This is a genomic window from Amycolatopsis sp. NPDC048633, assembly GCF_040650695.1.
GTDB lineage: Bacteria > Actinomycetota > Actinomycetes > Mycobacteriales > Pseudonocardiaceae > Amycolatopsis.
The window spans coordinates 578,981-600,736 of record NZ_JBEZHS010000001.1 but is presented as its reverse complement, the minus strand read 5'-3'; the positions used below and the strand labels follow the sequence as shown (position 1 = coordinate 600,736).

The 21,756-nt window shown below is 69.7% G+C and carries 18 protein-coding genes; 10 read left to right on the top strand and 8 right to left on the bottom strand.

What is annotated here, in order from left to right; all coding sequences use genetic code 11:
• Position 1 precedes the first annotated feature (1 nt).
• Positions 2–1,813 (bottom strand): NHL domain-containing thioredoxin family protein, encoded by a 1,812-nt coding sequence (locus AB0C38_RS02985; RefSeq protein ID WP_360667457.1) that lies wholly within the window; start codon positions 1,811–1,813, stop codon positions 2–4.
• Between the two features lie 164 nt (positions 1,814–1,977).
• Between AB0C38_RS02985 and AB0C38_RS02980 the strand changes: the two genes are divergently transcribed.
• A complete protein-coding gene (locus tag AB0C38_RS02980) occupies positions 1,978–2,553 on the top strand; it encodes a hypothetical protein (RefSeq protein ID WP_360665529.1) in 576 nt (191 codons plus the stop codon).
• Here AB0C38_RS02980 and AB0C38_RS02975 read toward each other — a convergent pair.
• The 5 genes from AB0C38_RS02975 to AB0C38_RS02955 all read right to left on the bottom strand — a co-directional run bounded on the left by AB0C38_RS02975 (position 2,543) and on the right by AB0C38_RS02955 (position 8,119).
• Complete coding sequence (locus AB0C38_RS02975) at positions 2,543–3,013, bottom strand: SRPBCC family protein (protein ID WP_360665526.1); 471 nt, start codon at positions 3,011–3,013, stop codon at positions 2,543–2,545. The two genes, AB0C38_RS02980 and AB0C38_RS02975, sit on opposite strands and share 11 nt — an antisense overlap.
• Before the next feature lie 124 nt (positions 3,014–3,137).
• Entirely contained in the window at positions 3,138–5,453 is a 2,316-nt protein-coding gene (locus AB0C38_RS02970) for an oxidoreductase (RefSeq protein ID WP_360665523.1), read from the bottom strand.
• Positions 5,454–5,651: 198 nt separating this feature from the next.
• Positions 5,652–6,410: an amino acid ABC transporter ATP-binding protein gene (locus AB0C38_RS02965; RefSeq protein ID WP_360665520.1), complete on the bottom strand. Its 759-nt coding sequence runs from the start codon at positions 6,408–6,410 to the stop codon at positions 5,652–5,654.
• Positions 6,407–7,213 (bottom strand): amino acid ABC transporter permease, encoded by an 807-nt coding sequence (locus tag AB0C38_RS02960; protein WP_360665517.1) that lies wholly within the window; start codon positions 7,211–7,213, stop codon positions 6,407–6,409. Before AB0C38_RS02960 ends, AB0C38_RS02965 begins: the two co-directional genes overlap by 4 nt.
• A gap of 81 nt (positions 7,214–7,294) precedes the next feature.
• Positions 7,295–8,119, bottom strand: a complete 825-nt coding sequence (locus AB0C38_RS02955) for a transporter substrate-binding domain-containing protein (protein ID WP_360665514.1) — start codon at positions 8,117–8,119, stop codon at positions 7,295–7,297.
• A gap of 148 nt (positions 8,120–8,267) precedes the next feature.
• Between AB0C38_RS02955 and AB0C38_RS02950 the strand changes: the two genes are divergently transcribed.
• Genes AB0C38_RS02950 through AB0C38_RS02940 form a run of 3 tightly spaced genes read left to right on the top strand, consistent with a single transcriptional unit; the run spans position 8,268 to position 11,720 of the window.
• Positions 8,268–9,923: a circularly permuted type 2 ATP-grasp protein gene (locus tag AB0C38_RS02950; RefSeq protein WP_360667455.1), complete on the top strand. Its 1,656-nt coding sequence runs from the start codon at positions 8,268–8,270 to the stop codon at positions 9,921–9,923.
• 10 nt (positions 9,924–9,933) lie between these two features.
• The gene (locus AB0C38_RS02945) at positions 9,934–10,881 is read left to right on the top strand and encodes an alpha-E domain-containing protein (protein ID WP_360665511.1); all 948 of its coding nucleotides are present in this window, start codon (positions 9,934–9,936) and stop codon (positions 10,879–10,881) included.
• Positions 10,878–11,720, top strand: a complete 843-nt coding sequence (locus AB0C38_RS02940) for a transglutaminase family protein (protein ID WP_360665507.1) — start codon at positions 10,878–10,880, stop codon at positions 11,718–11,720. Before AB0C38_RS02945 ends, AB0C38_RS02940 begins: the two co-directional genes overlap by 4 nt.
• An 89-nt stretch (positions 11,721–11,809) precedes the next feature.
• On the opposite strand, the gene AB0C38_RS02935 is transcribed toward AB0C38_RS02940, so the two are convergent.
• Positions 11,810–13,231, bottom strand: coding sequence for a M20/M25/M40 family metallo-hydrolase (locus tag AB0C38_RS02935; protein WP_360665504.1), 1,422 nt, complete (start codon positions 13,229–13,231; stop codon positions 11,810–11,812).
• A gap of 435 nt (positions 13,232–13,666) precedes the next feature.
• On the opposite strand from AB0C38_RS02935, the gene pdhA reads away from it, so the two are divergent.
• From pdhA to AB0C38_RS02910, 5 genes are all read left to right on the top strand, one after another.
• The gene (gene pdhA, locus AB0C38_RS02930) at positions 13,667–14,872 is read left to right on the top strand and encodes a pyruvate dehydrogenase (acetyl-transferring) E1 component subunit alpha (protein WP_360665501.1); all 1,206 of its coding nucleotides are present in this window, start codon (positions 13,667–13,669) and stop codon (positions 14,870–14,872) included.
• Positions 14,872–15,864, top strand: coding sequence for an alpha-ketoacid dehydrogenase subunit beta (locus AB0C38_RS02925; RefSeq protein ID WP_360665499.1), 993 nt, complete (start codon positions 14,872–14,874; stop codon positions 15,862–15,864). The genes pdhA and AB0C38_RS02925 overlap by 1 nt, the downstream gene beginning before the upstream one ends.
• 16 nt (positions 15,865–15,880) lie before the next feature.
• Positions 15,881–17,194 carry a dihydrolipoamide acetyltransferase family protein gene (locus AB0C38_RS02920; RefSeq protein ID WP_360665496.1) on the top strand — a complete coding sequence of 438 codons (1,314 nt, stop codon included), beginning with the start codon at positions 15,881–15,883 and terminating at the stop codon, positions 17,192–17,194.
• A gap of 123 nt (positions 17,195–17,317) precedes the next feature.
• On the top strand, positions 17,318–17,908 hold the full coding sequence (locus tag AB0C38_RS02915) for a TetR family transcriptional regulator (protein ID WP_360665493.1): 591 nt from the start codon (positions 17,318–17,320) through the stop codon (positions 17,906–17,908).
• A gap of 20 nt (positions 17,909–17,928) precedes the next feature.
• The gene (locus tag AB0C38_RS02910) at positions 17,929–19,875 is read left to right on the top strand and encodes an ABC transporter ATP-binding protein (RefSeq protein WP_360667452.1); all 1,947 of its coding nucleotides are present in this window, start codon (positions 17,929–17,931) and stop codon (positions 19,873–19,875) included.
• On the opposite strand, the gene AB0C38_RS02905 is transcribed toward AB0C38_RS02910, so the two are convergent.
• Positions 19,872–21,170 carry a hypothetical protein gene (locus AB0C38_RS02905; RefSeq protein ID WP_360665490.1) on the bottom strand — a complete coding sequence of 433 codons (1,299 nt, stop codon included), beginning with the start codon at positions 21,168–21,170 and terminating at the stop codon, positions 19,872–19,874. The two genes, AB0C38_RS02910 and AB0C38_RS02905, sit on opposite strands and share 4 nt — an antisense overlap.
• 68 nt (positions 21,171–21,238) lie before the next feature.
• Between AB0C38_RS02905 and AB0C38_RS02900 the strand changes: the two genes are divergently transcribed.
• Complete coding sequence (locus AB0C38_RS02900; RefSeq protein ID WP_360665487.1) at positions 21,239–21,706, top strand: FxsA family protein; 468 nt, start codon at positions 21,239–21,241, stop codon at positions 21,704–21,706.
• The last annotated feature ends 50 nt before the right edge of the window (positions 21,707–21,756 follow it).

The following is a 21,756-nucleotide window of genomic DNA, read 5'->3' as shown; positions in this document are numbered from 1 at the left end:
GCTACTCGGCGGGCTCACCCGCCATGACCAGGCTCAGCTCCCGCGCCCCGTCCGCCTGCAGCCGCACCGGGACGCCCCAGTCCTGCCGGGTGATCCGGCACGCCGGGTGCTCGCCGCCGTCATCGCAGCTCGCGGCCTGCGCGACGATCTGCAGCACACCTTCGGTGACGCCGGCCGCGAGCCGGATCTTGCGTTTCAGATCGGTGCCGGTGCCGACACCGTCGGCCAGCAGTGAAGGCGGCGACGCGCTGATCTCCAGCCGCGTCGACGGGCCGAAACGGTCGTCCAGCTTCTCGCCCGGCGGTGCCGTGAACACCACCGAAAAGTCGATCTCGCCTGGTGCGAGCACTGTCGGCGGCCTGCGTACAGCGTGCGCGCCACCCGCGACGAGCGTCGGTTCGCCCGCGGGCAGCGGGCCGATCCGGTTGCCCGCCGACTCGACGACCAGCAGTTCGCCGTCGTGCAGCAGCAGTCCCTGTGGCTCCGAAAGCCCGGTGGCGATCGTGGTCACTTCGCGTGTGAAGACGTCGAAGCGGCGTACGGCGCCGTTGTAGGTGTCCGCGATCGCGATCTTGTCGCCGGGCAGCACGGCGAGGCCGAGCGGGTGCTGCAGCAGCGCTTTGTCGGCCGGGCCGTCGGTGTGACCGAAGGAGAAGAGGTCGACCCCGATCGCCGTGTGCACGGTGAACGACTCGCCGTCGGGTTCGATCCAGCGCAGCGCCGACGTCTCCGCGTCGGCGAGCCACAGCTTGTCGCCGTCGGCGGCGAGACCTGACGTCTGCGCGAAGAACGCTTCGCCGACGTCGCCGTCTCGGAGGCCTTCGACGGTCGTTCCGGCGAAGCGGCGGATGGTGCCGGAGACCGGGTCGAACACGCTCAGCGTGTGATTGCCCGCCATCGCGACGACGATCCCGCCGACCGGGCCGTACCAGGCGACGTCCCACGGGCTCGTGAGGTCGACCCCGACGCCCTTGCCGGAGTCCGGTCCGGTGCGCCACTGCGCGCCGGTGCCGGCGACCGTGGTCACCTCGCCGGTGATCAGGTCGAGGCCGCGCAGCCGGTGACCGGCGGTATCGGCGACCACGGCGTGGTAACCGGCGCGCTCGGCGACGTCGTAGGGCAGCAGCGCGATACCGGAGGGCTCGGCGAACGTCGCGACGTCGAACGGCCCGTCCTGCCCACCGCGCTCCCCGCTGCCGAAGCGCCGGATGACCGTCTCGCCGTCCGAAGCGAACTCGACGACGGAGTGGTGCCCGGTGTCCGCGACGAGGACGCGCCCCTCGGCCGTCGCGACGGCCTTGCTCGGGAACCGCAGCTCGCTGACCTGCTCCTCGACCGGGACGTACGGGCTGCCGCCGCGACGAAGCGTCCCCTTCGCTTCGTGCTTCTTCACGAGCTCCGCGATGACGCGGCGAAGCGCCTCTGCGTGCCCTTCGCCCGCGGCGACGTGCACGACGTACCCCTCGGGGTCGACGACCGCCAGCGTCGGCCACGCGCGGACCGCGTACTGCGACCACAGCTCCATCTTCGGGTCGTTGACTATCGCGTGGTGCACCTCGTAGCGCCGGACCGCGGCTTCGATCGACGCGCGCTCGCCCTCGTGCAGGAACTTCGGCGAGTGGACGCCGATCGTGACGAGCACGTCCGCGAACTCGGCCTCGAGGGGACGCAGCTCGTCGAGCACGTGGAGGCAGTTGATGCAGCCGCTGGTCCAGAAGTCCAGCAGGACGATGCGCCCGCGCAGCTCGGCGAGGGTGAGCGGGCGTCCGCCGGTGTTCAGCCAGACGTCGCCGCGCAGCTCGGGGGCGCGCACGCGGGCCTGCGGTCGGGGTGAAGTCACGGCAAGAGTGAACTACACGCGCTCACGCTCTGTTCCGGAGTTCAGCCGATGAGAGAACAAACTCACCCCACGGGGGTGCCCGCAAAAACGGCGGAAAAGGACGCGCGGCGGGGTGAGCCGCCGCTTAGGCTCAGGACATGACCCCCGTCCAGCCGGCCGGCGCCCTCACCATCGAGGAGGCACGGCACCTGCAGGAGAACCTCCGGGAACCGGTGCGTCCCGGGCTGACCGGACCCGAGCTCGACGACGTCGAGCGCCGGTTCGGTTTCCGCTTCGCCGCGGACCACCGCACGTTCCTGTCCGCCGGCGTCCCGATCGGCGACCGCTGGCCGGACTGGCGCTGCGGAAATCCGGAGCAGCTGCGCAAACGGCTGGCCTGGCCGGTCGACGGCGTGCTCTACGACGTCGAGCACAACGGCTTCTGGCTGCCGGACTGGGGCACGCGCCCGGTCGGCCCGGAGGACGCGGTCCGCGAAGCCCGCCGGCGCCTGGCCGACGTCCCGCAGCTGGTGCCGGTCTGCGGGCACCGGTACCTGCCGGGCTTCCCGGAAACGGCGGGCTACCCGGTGCTGTCGGTGTACCAGACGGACATCATCGTGTACGGCTCCGACCTGCGGGATTACCTGAACCGCGAGTTCGCGACGGGCGGCATCAGCACGGCCCCACCGGACGGGCCGAGGTACATCCCGTTCTGGTCCCGCTTCATCGACTGACTTCGGCGGCCCGCTTCAGCCGGGCGAGCGTGGCGGCGATGTTCTCGGCGTTGGCCGCATCCCGGTCCCAGACCCCGGTGACGGTCGAGGTAGGCACCTTGAACCAGGCCGGCCGCCGCTCCCACATGCTTTCGACGACGACGCAGCCATCGCCGGCGGGCTCGAAGTCGTACTGCCAGCGCGAGACGGGCAACCCGGCCACCGAGGTCACTTCGAAGCCGAACCGCCGCCCGGGATCGGCGTCGGTGATGGTGGACAGGGTGCGCCAGCGCCGGAAGCCCCGCCGGTTGCGACCCCGGAACTTCGCGCCGACCGCGGGCCCGTCGGAACCGCCGACCCACCGATGCCCGGCGTACTCCTCGGCCACGTCCGCCAGCTTCCCAGGGTCGCTGACCAGGGCGTATACGACTTCGGGAGCGACACCGATCTCGATCCGGCCGGTGGCATTGGGCGCAGTCATGGGACCTCCACGTCGAGGGACATACCGAGGGTATGTCAGAGACCACGGTTAGGTGAAGTCAAGCTTGCTGTATCTGGCGCTATCTCAGACCAGCGCTAGAAAGCCGGATAAGCCCCGAGATCGCTCAGTTCTCCCGCCGCAGCATCCGGCTGACACCCGCCGCCACCGTGGTCGCCAGGATCCAGCCCGAAGCCGTGAACCCGGCCGCCACCCAGTTGTCCGGTCCGTGCATGTACCAGCGGGACTTGTTCCCGAAGTCCACGATCGGCACCAGCAAATCAGCCGTGTAGATCACCGGGTTCCACTGCAGCCCCGTGTCCTGCTGGTTCACCACGCAGCGCGGCCCGTTCGCGATGATCTGGTGCGCCTGGTCAGTCGACTGCCAATGAACGCAGTCGTCCGATCCCAAGCCGAACCACAGGCTTCCCAGCACCAGCAGCGTGAACAGCCAGCCCAGCGCGCGCACTGGGCGGTAGCCGTACCCGACCATCGACCTCTGCAGCCAGCTCCACAGCCGCACGCCCGGCCCGAAGAACTTGAAGCCCTGGGCCAGCGCTTCGTAGCGAAACTGCTGTTTGCGCAACGCCACCGTCGACGCGTGCTCTTCGTTGCCCGCCGCGCGGAGCATGTGGGCCAGCTGGTCGTACGGGCCCGGCCGGTAGCCGCGCATCGCTTTGCTCAGCAGGTCGATGCGGTGGTCCAGGGCCTTGTCGTCGGCCAGCGGGATGCCCTTGCCCAGGGCGTCGTAGCGGAAGTCCTCCAGCTCGATGCCGCCGGACGCGGCCCAGAACGCCTCGTTGTCGGTCAGCGTTCCGCAGTGCGCTCGGCGCAGCACCACCCGGCCGGTCGGGGGGACCGTCGGCGTCAGCGTGAACTCGTCCGCCGCGACGTCGCCCGCGTCGAGCGCCACCAGGAACGGGGACAGCGAACCCAGCTGGGATCCGCGCAGGTCCACGCGCCGGGCGACCTGTGCGCCGTCGAGGTTGACGCCGCCCTCCGCGACGAACGGGCGGCCGTTGTTGTCGCGCAGCGTCAGGTCGCGGCCGATCCGGCCGGTGCGGATGTCGAGCGAAAAGCTGCTGGTCGAGCGCATGCCCGGCTCCGTCAGCCGCGTCCCGGCGAGGTTGATCGAGCCGCCGACCTCGACGCCCTGCAGCCGCAGCGTGCCGTGGATCGTCGCGTCCGTGAGCTGGAAGTTGCCCGCGATCTTCGACCGGCGCGCCGAGAACACGTCCCGGCCCGGGTGGCGGAACATCGAGTTCCAGGCCAGGAAGTTGCCACCCACGGTGACGTCGGCCAGCCGCAGCTGGCCGGCCGGGACGCGCAGGCTCGTCGCCTCGATGTCGCCGCCGATCTCGGTGCCATCGAGGTGCAGCGCTCGGTCGTAGTACGGCTGCGACTTGCCGCGCACCACGCTGATCTCGGCGCCGGCCAGCCGCAGCGAGCCGCCGATCCGGGCGTTGACCATGCGCAACGTGCCGAGCGCCTGCAGGCCGTCCGACAGCTCGACGTTGCCGTCGACGCGCATCCGGTCGGCGACCAGCGCCGGGCGCGGGTCGAGGTACGGGTCGTTGGACTTCCACGCGTCGACGACGATCGGGCCCTGCTGGGACACGGTCAGCTTCGCCTCGCGCAGCACGATGTCGCTGTCCACCGTGGCGCTCGGCAGGTACATGATCCCGGTCGCGGAGAAGCGTTTCCGCTGGCTGGCGGGCCCGTAGTTGTCGACCTCGCAGAGCAGGCTGCCGCCGATGTGCAGGCCGTTGCCGTTGAGCGCGAAGCCGTCCGGGTTGTTCAGCGTGGCGCCCGAAAAGTTGACGTTACCGCCGGTCCGCAGGCCGGGGAGCCGGACTTCGCCGTTCGCGACCATCCGGTAGGCCAGCAGCGCGCCGGCGAGCACCAGCCGGTCGGCGTGGATCGCCTTGCCGTGCGGGTGGGCGATCACCGTGCGGGTCAGCACCAGCGACCCCTCGATCACGGCGTCGGTCAGGTTGACCGCGGCGTTCGGCATCCCCCGTTCGCGGTCGTCGCCGCGCTGGACCGTCGTCTCCTCGATCTCGCGGTCGGCGCCGTCGACCTGCACGACGCTGCGGATCAGCCGGACGTCGTTGCGGCTGCGCATGTTGCGGGCCTTGAGCCCGGGCAGCCAGCACTTGCGGAAGACCAGGCCGAGCAGGTTCGCCTCGCGCACGTCCGGCGGCTGCTCGAACCGGCAGCGCTCGAACCGGAAGAGGTACTTGAGGTCCGCGGCGCGCAGGTCCAGCGTGCCGGTGATGTAGGCGTCCTCGACGTAGACGATCGGTGCGTTCGTGGCCTGCCGGCGCCAGCGCAACAGCCCGCCGTTGCCGGGTTTCAGCAGCTCGGAGGCCTTGACCTCGTAGCGCTTGTCGGGGATCCCGGCGAAGGGGTCGAGCGGCGGCAGGACGCTCTCGGTCGTCATGGCCGGACCCGCCTCCCCGTTCGACGAATCACGGGGCCCGTTGCGTCGGAACCCCGGCATCGCTCCCCCTCAACCCGTGGTCTCCCCTTCAAGGTAGCCGAGGGTGAACGGTATTCGCAGGCGTTTCGCAGGTCGACGGCCGAATTCCCGCCAGACCGGCCGCGCGGTGCGTACCGCGCGGCCGGTTCGGGGACGAGGTCAGCCGTCCGACGACGCGGTCGGGTTGAGCACCCGGTCGAGGAACGACTTCGTGCGGTCGTGCTGCGGGTCGCCGATCACCTGGCTCGGCGGCCCCTGCTCGACGACGACGCCGCCGTCCATGAACAGCACGCTGTCCGCCACTTCGCGGGCGAACTGCATCTCGTGCGTGACGACCAGCATCGTCATGCCCTCTTCGGCGAGCTGGCGCATGACCGCGAGCACGTCGCCGACGAGCTCCGGGTCCAGTGCGGACGTCGGCTCGTCGAACAGCATGACGTCCGGGTTCATCGACAGCGCCCGCGCGATCGCGACGCGCTGCTGCTGCCCGCCGGAAAGCTGCCCGGGCAGCGCGGTCGCCTTCTCGCTCAGGCCGACCTTCTCGAGGTTCTCGCGCGCGATCCGCTCCGCCTCTTCCTTGCCCCGCTTGAGAACCTTCCGCTGGGCGACGGTGAGGTTCTCCAGGACCGACAGGTGCGCGAAGAGGTTGAAGCCCTGGAAGACCATGCCGATCTTGCGCCGGGCCGCGTCGATGTCGACGTCCTCGTGGGTGATCTCGTTGCCGTTCACCACGATCTTGCCCTGCTGCGGTTCCTCCAGGAGGTTCACGCAGCGCAGCAGCGTGGACTTCCCCGAGCCGGACGGCCCGATGATGCAGACCACCTGGCCGCGCTCGACCTGCAGGTCGATGCCCTTGAGCACCTCGAGCGAGCCGAACGCCTTGTGCAGCCCGGAGATTTCGACGATGACGTCGGTCATGTGGCACCTCCGCCGGACACCCCGGCGCCGTATTTCTTTTCCAGCCGCTGCTGCAGGATCGACAGCGGGATGGTGATGACGAGGTAGCAGAGCCCGGCGACGACGATGGGCGTCAGGCCCTTCGCCTCCAGCAGCGCCTGGCGGCTGAACTGCGCCAGTTCCTGCTGCGCCGGCGTGGTCCCGAGCAGGAAGGCCAGCGACGAGTCCTTCGTCAGCATGATCAGCTCGTTGGCCAGCGGCGGCAGCACGATCCGGAACGCCTGCGGGATGACGATCGTGATCATCGCCCGGGTCGGCGACATGCCGAGCGAGCGGGCGGCCTCGACCTGCCCGCGCGGCACGGCCTGGATGCCGGCCCGGATCGTCTCGGCCATGTAGGCCGAGGACACGATGCCCAGCGCGATCATGATGGACACGTTGCGCGGCAGGTGCGTGTCCGGGAAGGCGATCGGGACGCCGACCCCGACCGCGAGGAAGATCAGCAGCGCGGGCAGTCCGCGGAAGAACTCGATGTACCCGCGCGCGAACCACCGGTACGCGCCGACCGAGGACAGCCGCATCAGCGCGAACACGAGGCCCAGCCCCAAGCCCAGCGCGAAACCGAGCGCGGTGAAGATGATGGTGTTCTTGAGCGCGACGGTGACCACGTCGGGGAACTGCTGTGCCGCGACGTCGAGATCGAAGAACGCCCGCCCGATCTGACCCCAGTTGGCCAGGAACGCGAAGACCACCACGATCACGAGCAGCAGGACGTACTGTGCACCCCGGAACGCCGATCGTCGCTGGCGTCGGCCTAGTGCCATTTCACTCCTCAGGCAAGCCCGGAACGGGCATCGGAAACACCGCTGTGGCCGGTGCCGAAGCACCGGCCACAGGCGGGGGTCTTACTGAGTGGGGTTACCTGGCAGCCAGGTCGGGGCCTTGCCGAACCACTTCTGGTAGATCTGCGCGTAGGTGCCGTCCGTGACCGAGGTCTTGAGGGCGTCGTTGACGGCGGTGACCAGGGCGGTGTTGCCCTGCTTGATGCCGATCCCGTAGAACTCGTTCGTCTTGAACTCCTTCACCACCGCGGTGTCCGGGTTCGTCTTGACGAAGTCGTACAGGACGCCGTTGTCGTTGACGCCCGCGTCCACAGTGCCGTTCTTCACGGCCTGCTCTTCCAGGGCGAGGTCGTCGAACGTGACGATCTCGGCACCCTTCGCGTTCTCCTTGGCGTAGTCGGCGCCGGTCGTGGCCGACTGGACGCCGATCTTCTTGCCCGCGACGTTGCTGAAGTCCTTGATCGGGGACCCGGCCTTGACCAGCAGTGCCTGCGTGGCCTCGAAGTAGGGCTCCGAGAAGTCGAACTTCTGCTTGCGCTTGTCGGTGATCGTCATGCCCGCCGCCGCGAGGTCGCACTGGCCGGTGTTCATGGCCTCGCCCGACTCGATGTTCTCGAAGGCGATGTCGACGATGCTCTGCTGGACACTCAGCTTCTTCGCGACCAGGTCCACGAGGTCGACGTCGAAGCCGACGATCTTGTCGCCCTGCTTGACCTGGAACGGCTGGTACGGCAGGTGCGTGCAGGTCGTGAGCTTGCCGGCCGCGATGGTCTGGACACCGCCGGCCGCCGTGCCACCTTCGTCGCCCCCGCACGCGGTCAGGGCGGCGGCCGCCAGGGCGAGCGCCGGGATCAGGGCGAGCGCCTTGAGTTGGGGTCCTCGGGCCACGTCGTCACTCCTCGTAGTTCTCAGTTCGTGAGAGCACGCATATTGCCACTCATCCATACCAAAGCACAGCACTGTCGAGTTACGGCGACGTTTCGTACCGCACCCACCTATGCGGGAGTGTCGCGCACGAAGGGGCACGTGGGTGAGGATGTCGTTCATGAACGCGACCCCGCCCCGGCTGCCCCCGTCCGGTCGACGCGCGAGGAAGGCGACGACCCGCCGGATCACCCGGCCGGGGGCGCGGTTCGACGGGTACCTCTCGCCGGAACGCCCGCACGCCGGCGCGTACGACGAGATGTTCGCCGCCGACGGTACGGTCCGCGGCCCCTACCGCGCGCTCTACGAGTCGATCGCGGCGCTCGATGCGCACGACCTGAACTCGCGGTCGCTCGCGCTGGACCGGGCGATGGTCGACCAGGGCATCACGTTCTCGCTGTCCGGGCAGGAGCGCCCGTTCCCGCTGGACCTGGTGCCGCGGGTGATCCAGGCGACCGAGTGGTCGAAGCTCGAACGCGGCGTCGCGCAGCGGGTCCGCGCGCTCGAAGCGTTCCTCGCCGACATCTACGGCGACCGGCAGATCCTGCGCGACGGCGTGCTGCCGCGGCGGCTGATCACCTCGTGCGAGCACTTCCAGCGGGAGGCGTTCGGCATCAACCCGCCGAACGGTGTGCGCATCCACGTGTCCGGAGTGGACCTGGTGCGCGACGAGGAGGGCACGTTCCGGGTGCTGGAGGACAACCTCCGCAACCCGTCCGGGGTGTCGTACGTGATGGAGAACCGGCGGACGATGGCCCGGGTCTTCCCGGACCTGTTCGCCCAGCACCGCGTCCGGCCGGTCGGGGACTACGCGTCACACCTGCTCCGGGCGCTGCGCGCGGCGGCCGCGGCGAACGTCGCCGACCCGACGGTCGTCGTGCTCACCCCCGGCGTGCACAACTCGGCGTACTTCGAGCACTCGCTGCTGGCCCGGCTGATGGGTGTCGAACTGGTCGAAGGCCGTGACATGTTCTGCCGCGACAACGTCGTCTACCTGCGGACCACCGAGGGCGAACGCCCGGTCGACGTCATCTACCGGCGCATCGACGACGAGTTCCTCGATCCGGTGCACTACCGGCCGGACTCGGTGCTCGGCATCGCCGGCGTCCTCAACGCGGCGCGCGCGGGCAACGTCGTCGTCGCGAACGCGGTCGGCAACGGTGTCGGCGACGACAAGCTCGTCTACACCTACGTGCCCGAAATGGTGAAGTACTACCTGAACGAGAAGCCGCTGCTGCCCAACGTGGACACGTTCCGGTGCTGGCTGCCGGACGAGCACGACCACGTCATGGCGCACCTCGACGAGCTGGTCATCAAGCCGGTCGACGGCTCCGGCGGCTACGGGATCGTCTTCGGGCCCGAGGCGACCCCGGCGGAGCTGGCGACGCTGCGGCGGAAGGTGCGCGCGAACCGGCGCGGCTGGATCGCGCAGCCGGTCGTCCAGCTCTCGACCGTGCCGGCCAAGGTGGAGGACCGGCTCGCGCCGCGGCACGTCGACCTGCGGCCGTTCGCGGTGAACGACGGCAAGGACATCTTCGTCCTGCCCGGCGGCCTGACGCGGGTGGCGCTGCCGGAGGGCAGCCTGGTCGTCAACTCGTCGCAGGGCGGTGGCTCGAAGGACACCTGGGTGCTGGCGTCCCGGGCGTCGACCGTCGAGCGGGAACTGGAACAGCCCGCGCTCGGCACGATGTCCACTGTGGACGGGCTGGTCGCCGAACAGGGCCCCGAACTGACCTCGTCCCAACAGCAGCAGCAACAGCAGAGCTAGGGGGTCGGAGATGCTGGCACGCAACGCGGAGTCGCTGTACTGGATCGGCCGGTACGTCGAACGCGCCGACGACACCTCCCGGATCCTCAACGTCTCGGTCCACCAGCTGCTCGAGGACGCGACGGTCGACCCCGACCACGCGAGCCGTCAGCTCCTGGCCGTCCTGGGCATCGACACCCCCGACGGGGAGTCGCTCGACGTCTGGAAGCTGACCGAGCTGGTGGCGTACGCGAAGGACAACCCGGCGTCGATCGTCGGCTCGATCAACTCGGCGCGCGAGAACACGCGGGGCGCCCGCGAAGTCGTCTCGACCGAGCTGTGGGAATGCCTGAACGCGACGTGGAACGCGGTGCCCGACCGGCAGCGTTACGCGCGGCGCGCCGGGCCGCACGCGTTCCTGTCGTTCGTGGAGGAGCGCGCGGCGATGTTCGCCGGGCTCGCCGACTCGACGATGAGCCGCGACGACGGCTGGCTGTTCATGGTCCTCGGCCGCTCGATCGAACGCGCCGACATGCTGGTCCGGCTGCTGCTGTCGCGGGTCGCGGACCGTGCGTCCTCGCCGGGCTGGATCACGGTGCTGCGCTCGGCCGGCGCGCAAGACACCTACCTGCGGACGTACCGGGGCGCGCTGGACGCCGGCCGCGTCGTGCAGTTCCTGTTGCGGGACACGCTGTTCCCGCGCTCGGTGTTCCACGCGCTGCGGCAGGCGGAGGAGTGCCTGCAGCGGCTCGACCCGGGCGGCGGGGCGCGCAACAACGAGAAGTCCGAGGCCCTGCGTCAGCTCGGCCGGGCCCGCAGCGAGCTGGAGTTCCTCCGCCCGGCGGACCTGCTGGACGACCTGCCGCGGCGGCTCGGGGCGTTGCAGACGACGATCAAGGAGATCGGCGAAGCGGTGTCGTTGCAGTACTTCAGCACGTCGCCGTGGGTGGCGTGGAGCGGTGCGGAGGTTTCGCTGTGACGTGGCAGCTGCGGGTGGCGCACCGGACGGGGTACCGGTACGCGACGCCGGCGACGCAGTCGTACAACGAGGCGCGGCTGACCCCGCGCTCGGACCGGCGCCAGACGACGGTCGCGACGCGCATCGAGACGGCCCCGGCGACCCGCGCGTATCGATATACGGACTACTGGGGCACGGTCGTGACGTCGTTCGACCTGCATGCACCGCACACGGAGTTCACGGTGCTGGCGACGTCGGTGGTCGAGACCGCGGACGAAGCCGAGCCGATCCGCACGGCGTCGTGGAAGGACCTCCGCAGTGACACGGTCGTCGACCACCGCACGGAGTACCTGACCCCGACCGACTACACCCCGCGCGACGTCGCGTTGGCGCGCGAGGCCCGTTCACTGCGGACCGGCCTCGACCCGGCGGAGTCGGTGCTGGCGGTGTGCGAGTGGGTGAACAAGCAGCTGAAGTACCAGCCGGGCACGACCGGCGTCCACTCGACGGCGACGGACGCCTGGCAGGCCCGCGAAGGCGTCTGCCAGGACTTCGCCCACGTGACGCTGGTGATGCTGCGCGCGATCGGCGTCCCGGCCCGGTACGTGTCGGGCTACCTGCACACGAAGCCGGACGCGAAGCTCGGCGAGGTGGTCGAAGGCGAGTCGCACGCCTGGGTCGACGTCTGGACCGGCGGGTGGTGGGCGTACGACCCGACGAACGCGATCCCGGTGGGGCCGCGGCACGTGTGGGTGGCGATGGGGCGGGACTATGCCGATGTGGCGCCGCTGAAGGGGATCTTCACGGGCGGTGGGCAGTCCACTTTGGATGTCTCGGTCCACCTGACCCGCCTGGGCTAGAGCGCCCCAATGTGGCCTTCGGTGCGTCTGACGCACCCAAGGCGGCCTTCGGTGCGTTGAACGCAACCAAGGCCGCCTTGGGGCGTTCGTCAGCCGCGGGCGTGCGCGTCCAGGATGTGCGCGACGGCCTCGGTGACCCGCTGCGCGTAGTCCAGGTGGAGCCACTCGTCCGGCACGTGGATGTTCGAGTCGGCACCGCAGGCGCCGGTGACCAGGAACTGCGCCTCCGGGTACTTGCGCGAGAGCAGGCCCATGAACGGGATCGAGCCGCCCATGCCGGTCGCGCGGTGCGGCTGGCCGAAGACCTCGTCGCTGACCGTCTGCAGTGCCGCCGTCAGCCACGGCGACTCGGTTGGCGCGTTCCAGCCATCCTCCGCCTGCGGGTTGTGGCCGAAGGTGACCTTCGCGCCGTACGGGACGTCGGTGGTCAGGGCCTTCTTCACTGCTTCGAGCCCCTTCTCGGCGTCGGCCGTCGGCGGGAGGCGGAAGCTCAGGGTCAACGTCGTGCTCTCGCGCAGGACGTTGCCGGCGTCGGCGGGCTTCGGGAAGCCGTCGGCGCCGATGATCGACAGCGTCGGGCGCCACGCGTTGTTGAGCATCAGCTCCAGCGCGTCTTCGGTGATCACGCGACCGCCTTCGACCAGCGGGAACGCCGTCGTCAGCGCCTCGGGGAAGTCCTGCGAGACGGCCTTGATCTCCGCCAGCCGGTTCGCCGGGACGTCGACCTTGAGCTCGTCGAGCAGCAGTTCGCCGGTCGCGCTGTCCTCGAGCCGCTCGATCAGCCGCCGCAGCACGCGGAACGAGCTGGCGACGACGCCGCTCGCGATGCCCGAGTGCTGGGCCGAGCCCAGCAGCTGCACCGTGACGTCGAGGTGCAGCATCCCGCGCAGGCTCGTGACCAGCCACAACCGCTCGTAGTCGCTGCCGCCGGCGTCGAGGCAGACCACCAGCGAGACCTCGCCGATCCGGTCGGCCAGGTGCTCGACGTACGCGGGCAGGTCGGGGCTGCCGGACTCCTCACCCGTCTCCAGGAGCACCACGATCCGGGCGTGCTCGCCGCCGGCCGCGTGGACGGCTTCGATCGCCGTCGTCGCCGCGTAGCCGGAGTAGCCGTCGTCGACGGACCCGCGGCCGTACAGCCGGCCGTCGCGGATCACCGGGGTCCACGGGCCGAGGCCCTCGGACCAGCCGCCGACCGGGGGCTGCTTGTCGAGGTGGCCGTACATCAGGACGGTGCCCGTGCCCGCCGCGCCCGGGGTCGCCGGGACGTCGACGAGCAACAGGGGAGTGCGGCCCTCGAGCTGCACGACGTCCAAGGTCGCCCCGGGCAGGTCGCGCGCGGCGATCCACTCGCGGACGTGGTCGACGGCGGCGGCCAGGTGGCCGGTCGTCGCCCACTCGGCGTCGAAGGCCGGGGACAAGGCGGGGATCGCCACCAGCCCGGACAGACTCGGGATGACGTCGTCGGTCCACGCGGACACGACGGATTCACGAACGGATTTCTGCTCCACGAGATCCATCGTGCCACGCAGGTGACAACTGGGGCTTCGCCCCAGGCCGGGGGCTCCGCCACCCGGAACCCCCGAAAAGCTGTGGCCCACCGTGCGGCACATCACAACGTCGTCCCCGGAATGGGTGATCACGCAGGCGCACGGCCGCGTGCGCGTGCGGCCACTCCTGGTGAGCACGCGGACCGGCGCCCTACTCTCGTAGGTCCGATGCTCGGGCTTCCTAACGTTTCGCCTGTTCAGGACCCCTTTCTCAGCAACAAATCAGCAACCGCGTCTGACCAAAGCGTGGACCTTCGTGCCAGGATGACGGCGTGAACCGTCAACGCCGACGGTGACCGAGCGCTTCGGAGACCCGATGCGCTGGTCCCCGCCGGTGCAGTCGCTGTGGTCGCCACAAGCGGCCGCCAGAGGCACCGACACCGAGGAGCAACGCCCATGCCGTCCGAACAGTGGACGCACCCGGAGCCCGGAGACGGGCCGGCCGCCGTCGCGGCCCAGCCTTCCCCCGAGCAGGTGATCGCCGGATTGCGAGCAACCAGCGAAGGTGGCGCTGAGCTGACTCAGCTGCTCACCCCCGAGGGCGAGCGGGTCCCGTCGCCCCAGTTCGACAAGTACGTCGACGACATCGACGACGACGCCCTGCGCCAGCTGTACCGCGACATGGTGCTCGTCCGCCGCGCGGACCGCGAAGCCAACGCGATGCAGCGCCAGGGCCAGCTCGGCATCTGGGTCCCGCTGCTCGGCCAGGAGGCCGCGCAGATCGGCTCGGGCCGCGCCCTGAAGAAGAACGACATGGCGTTCCCCAGCTACCGCGAGCACGGCGTCGCGTACGCGCGCGGGGTCGACATGAAGGACCTGCTCGGCATCTTCCGCTGCACCGACCACAGTGGCTGGGACTACAAGGAGCACGGCTTCCACCCGTACTGCATCGTCATCGGCAACCAGGTGCTCAACGCCGCCGGCTACGCGATGGGCCAGAAGTTCGAGGGCAAGGTCGGGGACGACGACGGCGAAGCCACGATCTGCTACTTCGGTGACGGCGCGACTTCGCAGGGCGACGTCCACGAAGGATTCGTCTGGGCTGCGGTCTACGACGCGCCGCTGGTGTTCTTCTGCCAGAACAACCAGTGGGCCATCTCCGAGCCGACCGAGCGCCAGTCGCGCTTGCCGCTCTACCAGCGCGCCCGCGGGTACGGCTTCCCCGGCATCCGCGTCGACGGCAACGACGTCCTGGCCTGTCTCGCGGTGTCCCGCTGGGCGCTCGACGAGTGCCGCCACGGCAACGGCCCGGTGCTGATCGAGGCGTTCACCTACCGGATGGACGCGCACACGACGACCGACGACCCGTCGCGCTACCGGCTGTCCGACGAACTCGAAGAGTGGAAGCTCAAGGACCCGATCGAGCGCGTCCGGGCGTTCCTGGCCCGCAAGGGCGGCGCCGACCACGACTTCTTCGACCAGGTCCAGGCCGAGGCCGACGCCTTCGCCGCGGACCTGCGCGAGTACACGTTCAACATGCCGGAGCCGCCGCCGGAGCGGATCTTCAGCAACGTCTACGCCGAGGGCAACCCGGTGCTGGACGCGCAGCGCGAAGAGTTCCTGTCCTACCTCGAGGGCTTCGTACCGGCGGGTGAGCACTGATGACCGACCTCCAGAAACTCACCATCGGCAAGGCGCTCAACCTCGGCCTGCGCCGGGCGATGGAAGAGGACCCCAAGGTCCTGATCATGGGCGAGGACGTCGGCAAGCTCGGCGGCGTCTTCCGGATCACCGACGGCCTGCAGAAGGACTTCGGCGAGCAGCGCGTGCTGGACACGCCGCTCGCGGAGTCCGGCATCATCGGCACCGCGGTCGGCCTGGCCGTGCGCGGCTTCCGGCCGGTCTGCGAGATCCAGTTCGAGGGCTTCATCTTCCCGGGCTTCGACCAGATCTCCTCCCAGCTGGCGAAGCTGCACTACCGGACGCAGGGCAAGATCAAGATGCCCGTCGTGATCCGGGTGCCGTTCGGCGGCGGGATCGGCGCGGTCGAGCACCACTCGGAGTCGCCGGAGTCGCTGTTCGCGCACATCCCGGGCCTCAAGGTCGTGTCCATTTCGAACGCCGTCGACGCCTACTGGGGCATCCAGCAGGCGATCAAGTCGGACGACCCGATCCTGTTCTTCGAGCCGAAGCGGCTGTACCACTCGGGTGCGCTGCGCGCGGAGATCGACGTCGCGGGCACGCCTCAGCAGATGTTCTCCTCCCACGTCGTCCGCGAAGGCACGACAGCGACGGTCGTCGCGTACGGGCCTTCGGTGAAGGTCGCGCTCGACGCGGCCGCCGCGGCGGAGGACGAGGGCAAGTCCCTTGAGGTCATCGACCTGCGCACGCTCTCGCCGCTGGACCTCGGCCCGGTGTTCGAGTCGGTGCGCAAGACCGGCCGGCTGATCGCGCTGTCCGAGGCGCCGTCGGAGTCGTCGCTGACGTCGGAGATCGCCGCGCGTGTCCAGCAGGAGTGCTTCTACTCGCTGGAAGCGCCCGTCCTCCGGGTGACCGGGTTCGACACGCCGTACCCGCCCGCCAAGCTCGAGGAGCACTACCTCCCCGACCTGGACCGGGTGCTGCACGCCGTCGACCGCTCACTCGCCTGGTAAGGGGGATTTCCGCGCAATGCCTACGTACAAACAGTTTCCCCTCGCCGACACCGCGGAGGGGCTGACCGAAGCCGACATCCTCTCCTGGCACGTGAAGCCGGGCGACACGGTGACGGTCAACCAGATCGTCGTCGAGATCGAGACCGCGAAGGCCGCCGTCGAGCTGCCGATCCCGTGGGCCGGGGTGGTCACGGAGCTGCACGTCGAGCCGGGGCAGACGGTGGAGGTCGGCACGCCGATCCTCACCATCGACGTCGACCCCGGCGGGGCTGCCGCTCCTGTCGCGGCCGCTGCTCCTCCCGCCGCGGCTCCGGCCGAGGAAGAGGAGATGAAGCCGCTGGTCGGCTACGGCTCCAAGGCCGTCGTCACGCAGCGGCGGGCCCGGAAGGGCGCTGCACCTGCTGCCCCCGCTCCGGCTGCCGCTGTCGTCGCTCCTCCCGCGCCGGCTCCCGCAGCTCCTCGGGGCGGTTACGTGCCACTGGCCAAGCCGCCGGTGCGGAAGCTGGCGAAGGACCTCGGCGTCGACCTGCACGCGCTGACCGGCACCGCTTCGGGTGGCGTGATCACCCGTGAGGACGTCGAGCGGGCGGCCAACGGAACTCCGGTCGTCACGTCCACTGTAGACAGCGGAACGCGCGAGCGGCGCGTGCCGATCAAGGGCGTCCGCAAGATGACCGCGGCGGCGATGGTGCAGAGCGCGTACACCGCTCCGCACGTCACGGAGTTCCTGACCATCGACGTCACGCCGATGATGGAGTTCCGCGAGAAGCTGAAGAAGTCGCGGGAGTTCGCCGGGGTGAAGGTCACGCCGCTCACGTTCGCGGCGAAGGCCGTGTGTCTGGCGGCGAAGCGCACTCCGGACATCAATGCGGTGTGGGACGAGGCGGCGCAGGAGATCGTCTACAAGGACTACGTCCACCTCGGGATCGCGGCGGCGACGCCGCGCGGCCTGATCGTGCCCAAGGTCCGCGACGCCGACTCTCTCTCACTGAAGGAGCTGGCCACCGCTCTGACGGCGCTGACCGATGTCGCCCGCGAGGGCAAGACGTCGCCGGCCGACATGGCGAACGGCACGATCACGATCACGAACGTGGGCGTGTTCGGCGTCGACACGGGCACGCCGATCATCAACCCGGGCGAGTCCGCGATCCTGTGCCTCGGCGCGATCAAGGACCAGCCGTGGGTGGTGGACGGCGAGATCAAGGTCCGCAAGGTGCTGCAGCTGTCGCTGAGCTTCGACCACCGCGTGGTCGACGGCCAGCAGGGCTCGGAGTTCCTGGCCGACGTCGGCGCCCTACTGGCCGACCCGGCCATGGCGATGACGTACTGAGTTTTGCCAGGTGAGGACCGCTTTCGGGCGGTCCTCACTTTTACCCGCTTGACGGAGTGAGTACTCACTCCGCACACTGGTTGCATGACACCAGCACCCGAAACCCGGCGGAGAGCGCCGGGCATGAGCGTCGAAGCCCGGCGCGCCATGATCGTGCACGCGGTGCTGCCGCTTCTGATGGAGCACGGCGCCAACGTCACGACCAGCCAGATCGCCCGCGCCGCCGGCATCGGCGAGGGCACCATCTTCCGCGCGTTCAAGGACAAGGACGAGCTGTTCGACGCCTGCACGGCCGAGGCGCTGCGCCCCGACCACGTGCTCGACTCGATCGCCGAAATCCCCCTCGACCAGCCCCTGGCGGACCGGCTCGTCGAAGCCGCCGACGCGCTCAGCGCGCACCTCGAGCGGATGGGTGCGCTGATGGGCGCCCTGCATGCCTCCGGCCGGCACAAGCACCGCGACCCCGAGCAGCGCCTCAAGGACCGGCGCGGCAGCTGGAAGGGCGGCCGCCGCGAGTCGATGGCCGTCATGCGCGGAGCGATGGTCGAGCTGTTCACGCCCGAGAAGGACCGGCTTCGGCTGCCGCCCGAGCAGCTCGCCGCGCTGTTCCTGGCCCTGCTGTTCGGCGGCCGCCCGATGGCGGCGGACGACGACGCACCCACCACGCGCCAGGTGGTCGACATCTTCCTGCACGGCGCCGTGGAGGCCAAATGATCCCGGGCGGTGGGGGCGGGATGGAGTTCATGATGGCGCGGCGCGGCCGCCGGCGGCACGCCTCGACGGTCCCGGAAAGCGGGCTCACCGGGCCGGTCGAAATCCCCGAGCCCAAGCCGGAAGACCAGCCGAAGGATTGGCGTTCCCGGCTGAAGCGCGCGAAGACGTCGGTTTCGGGCACGGTCCGTGGCCTGCCGAAGGTCGTGCGGCTGACCTGGCAGGCCAGCCCGATCTTGACGATCCTGCTGGCGCTGATCACGCTGCTGTCCGGCCTGCTGCCGACAGTGACCGCGTACATCGCGAAGCTGCTGCTCGACGCCGTCGTCGCGGCGATCCAGGGCAAGGGAACCACCGCCGACATCGTGGACGTCGCTTTGTTCCAGTTCGGCGTGCTCGCCGCGACCGCGATCAGCAGCGCGCTGACGTCGATCGCGCAGTCGCTGCTGCAGGAACGGATGACGCTGACCATCCGCCACCAGGTGATGGCGCACGCCAGTGAGCTGCACCTGGCGTACTTCGAGGGCTCGACGTCCTACGACATGCTGCGCCAGGCCGCGCAGGAGGCGCCGACGCGACCGCTGTCGATGATGAACTCCGCGCTGGGGCTCGTGCGGACGCTGATCACGTTCGGCAGCATGATCGCGCTGCTGGTGGCGGTCAGCCCGCTGCTGGCGCTGGTCGCGTTGCTCGCGCCGATCCCGGCGTTCATCTCGCAGTCGAAGTACGGCTCGCGCGCGTTCTGGCTGACCTTCCTGATGTCGCCGATCAAGCGCCGGATGGACTACCTGTCCTCTTTGGTCACGACGGACACGTACGCCAAGGAGACGAAGCTGTTCGGGCTCGGACCGTACTTCGTCGACCGGTTCCGCCGGCTCGGCGTCGTCTCCTACGAGCGGCAGCGGAAGCTGACGATCAACCGCAACATCAGCTCGACGTCCTGGGGGCTGCTGAGCACGTTCGCGGGCTCGGCGATCGCGCTTTACATCGCACTGCAGGCGGTCGGCGGCCATCTCACCCTCGGTGACCTGGCGCTGTACACGGCCGCGGCGACGTCCGTGCAGACGTCGGTGTCCGGGCTGTTCACGGCGTTTTCGGGGATGTACGAGAACAACCTGTACCTCGACACGCTGTACCGCTTCCTGGACACGAAACCGGAGATCACGGCGCCTTCGTCGCCGCGCGCCCTGCCGTCCACAGTGGAGGGACACATCGAGTTCGACTCGGTGACCTTCGCCTACCCGGGCGCGGACGAGGCGGCGCTCGACAACGTCAGCTTCGAGATCCGCCCGGGCGAGACGGTGGCGGTGGTGGGCCGCAACGGCGCGGGCAAGTCGACGCTGTTCAAGCTGCTCTGCCGGCTCTACGACCCGACGGCCGGCACGATCCGCCTCGACGGCGTCGACATCCGCGAGTACGACCCGGTCGAGCTGCGGACGCGGATCAGCGCGATGTTCCAGGACTACGTGACGTACCAGGGCACGGCGGCGGAGAACATCGGCCTCGGCGACCTGACCCGGCTGGAGGACCGTCCGCACATCGAGGACTCAGCCCGCCGGGCGGGCGCGGACGAGCGCGTCGAGCGCCTCCCGAGCGGCTACGACACCCCGCTCGGACGCTGGTTCGACCAGGGGGTGAGCCTGTCGGGCGGCGAGTGGCAGAAGATCGCGCTGGCCAGGGCGTTCCAACGCGAGGCGCCGCTGTTGATCCTCGACGAGCCGACGTCGGCGCTGGACGCGCGGGCCGAGCACGACCTGTTCTCGCGGCTGCGGGAGCTGTCCGAAGGCCGGACGACGCTGTACATCTCGCACCGGTTCTCGACGGTGCGGCAGGCGGAGCGGATCCTGTTGCTGGACCACGGAAAGGTGGCCGAGTACGGGACGCACGAGGAGCTGATGGCGGCGAAGGCCGGGTACGCGGAGCTGTTCACGCTTCAGGCGCAGGCGTACCTGGACGAGGTGCCGAGCTAGGCCGTCAGGTAGTGGCCGGGCAGCGAGGTGCCACCGCGCAGCTCGTTGTCCGGCCACGGGTGCCTCTGCGGGTGTTCACCGGTGTCGGCGACGGTCACGGTGTCGAGCACACAGTCCGCGAGCTTGACCCCTTGGCCGCCCCGGCCGAGCTCGATCCGGCACCGCTCGAACCGGCATTTCTCGGCGAGCAGCGGCACGAAGGAGAACGGCTGGTCGTCGAGGCCGATCGAGAGGTCGAGCTCGAGGTCCGCGAAGTCGCACCGGTCGAACACCACCCGGCCGAAGGTGAAGTCCAGCGCCGAGAAGTCGACCTGGGGCGCCGCGAACCGGCAGCGGAAGAAGGCCATCGACGAGGACTGCAGGTACCCGTCGGCGAAGTCGACCTTCTCCCCGGCGAACTCGGCACCGACGAATTCGGCCTTGCCGCCGGTGATGGTCATCCCGCCGAAGTTCGTTTCGGCCGCGGAGAACCGGGCGCCGTGGAAGCTGAGCAGCTTCCCGAACTCGACGCCGGCGAACGAAGCGACCCCGCCCACGAACTCGGCGCCGTCGAACAGGACCTCGCCGCTGAACTTGCGCCGCGCGAAATCGGCGTTCTCGAAGGTGACGCCGGTGAAGTCGAAGTCGAGCGCGGACCAGGACAGTTTCCCGCTCTGGCGAGTGCGGTCGCGGATCACGCGCAGGATCGCCTCGCGCACCTCGCCCTCGCCGTCGGCTTCACGGGTGATCCGGAGGTAGCCGCACAGGACGTCGACGCACACCTGCCGCTTGTCAGCCCAGTCGTCGGCGAGCCCGGCCATGGCGTAGACCCCGGCGAGCCGGACGGCCGGGCTGTCATGGGCGAGCTGCTCGGCGGCGCTGCCGAAGCGTTCGTTGAACTTCTGGACGACCTCGCGATCGGCTTTTTCCACTGCGAGGGCGTGCTCGTCTTCGGCCACCCGCTGCTTCCGGTAGGTGACGGCGAGCAGCACGACCCCACCGAACCCGGCGACGACCGAGAGCGCGATCTTGAGCAGGTCGAGCAGCTGAGCGACGTCGAACTGGCTGCTCGACGGGAGCCGCGGCCAGCCGAGGAACCAGAGCAAGCCCCCACCGGTCGCGCCGGCCACGAGCAGGGCGACGACCAGCCAGCCGAGAACGGAGCCGACCATCCCACGCCGGCCGCGCTCCCGCTTCGGCCGCGTCCAGGTGAGCCCGGGGAAGAACGTCCTCCGCTGCCGACGCCCGCGCGACAGGACGACCAATGCCACGACCAGGCACAACGCGATCAGGAGCCAGCGGAGCCAGTCGGACACGAAGGGTGAGACTAGCCGGTGCGTCCCGAGGCCGGGAGCAAATCGGACAGGTCGTTCGTTGAGCGGGTATGGCTGTCGCGTTCCTGCTTTACGTCTTCGCCGAGATCGCCGCGATCTGGGCGGTGGGCTCGGCCGTCGGCGTCCTCGGCACCCTGGGCCTCCTGCTGGCCGGCGCGTTCTTGGGCTCCTGGCTGGCCCGCCGCGAAGGCGCGAAGGCGATGAGGGCGTTCATGGACACGGCCCGCGCGGGACGCCCGGCGGAGAAGGAACTGACCGACGGGATGCTGGTCGGCCTCGGCGGGGTGTTGATCCTGGTGCCGGGGTTCGTCAGTGACGTCCTGGGGCTGTTGTTGATGCTGCCGCCGTCGCGCGCGGTGGCGCGGAAGCTGTGGCTTCGCCGGATGGAGAAGCGGGCGGTGCGGTTCGCCAACCAGCGCCGGGGGCCGGTGATGGTGGTGGACAGTGAGGTCGTGCCTCCGAAGGAACCGAGCCGCGACCAGCCGACGGTGATCGAAGGCCGGATCGTGGAGAACTAGTTGTATTGAGCACGGAGGTTGGGTACGGGGCGACACGTGATCGGATGATC

Coding starts and splice junctions, on each gene's coding strand:
- AB0C38_RS02980 (WP_360665529.1), top strand. CDS start 1,978: ATGACCCCCGTCCAGCCGGCCGGCGCCCTCACCATCGAGGAGGCACGG.
- AB0C38_RS02975 (WP_360665526.1), bottom strand. CDS start 3,013: ATGACTGCGCCCAATGCCACCGGCCGGATCGAGATCGGTGTCGCTCCC.
- AB0C38_RS02970 (WP_360665523.1), bottom strand. CDS start 5,453: ATGACGACCGAGAGCGTCCTGCCGCCGCTCGACCCCTTCGCCGGGATC.
- AB0C38_RS02965 (WP_360665520.1), bottom strand. CDS start 6,410: ATGACCGACGTCATCGTCGAAATCTCCGGGCTGCACAAGGCGTTCGGC.
- AB0C38_RS02960 (WP_360665517.1), bottom strand. CDS start 7,213: ATGGCACTAGGCCGACGCCAGCGACGATCGGCGTTCCGGGGTGCACAG.
- AB0C38_RS02950 (WP_360667455.1), top strand. CDS start 8,268: ATGTCGTTCATGAACGCGACCCCGCCCCGGCTGCCCCCGTCCGGTCGA.
- AB0C38_RS02945 (WP_360665511.1), top strand. CDS start 9,934: ATGCTGGCACGCAACGCGGAGTCGCTGTACTGGATCGGCCGGTACGTC.
- pdhA (WP_360665501.1), top strand. CDS start 13,667: ATGCCGTCCGAACAGTGGACGCACCCGGAGCCCGGAGACGGGCCGGCC.
- AB0C38_RS02925 (WP_360665499.1), top strand. CDS start 14,872: ATGACCGACCTCCAGAAACTCACCATCGGCAAGGCGCTCAACCTCGGC.
- AB0C38_RS02920 (WP_360665496.1), top strand. CDS start 15,881: ATGCCTACGTACAAACAGTTTCCCCTCGCCGACACCGCGGAGGGGCTG.
- AB0C38_RS02915 (WP_360665493.1), top strand. CDS start 17,318: ATGAGCGTCGAAGCCCGGCGCGCCATGATCGTGCACGCGGTGCTGCCG.
- AB0C38_RS02910 (WP_360667452.1), top strand. CDS start 17,929: ATGGAGTTCATGATGGCGCGGCGCGGCCGCCGGCGGCACGCCTCGACG.
- AB0C38_RS02900 (WP_360665487.1), top strand. CDS start 21,239: ATGGCTGTCGCGTTCCTGCTTTACGTCTTCGCCGAGATCGCCGCGATC.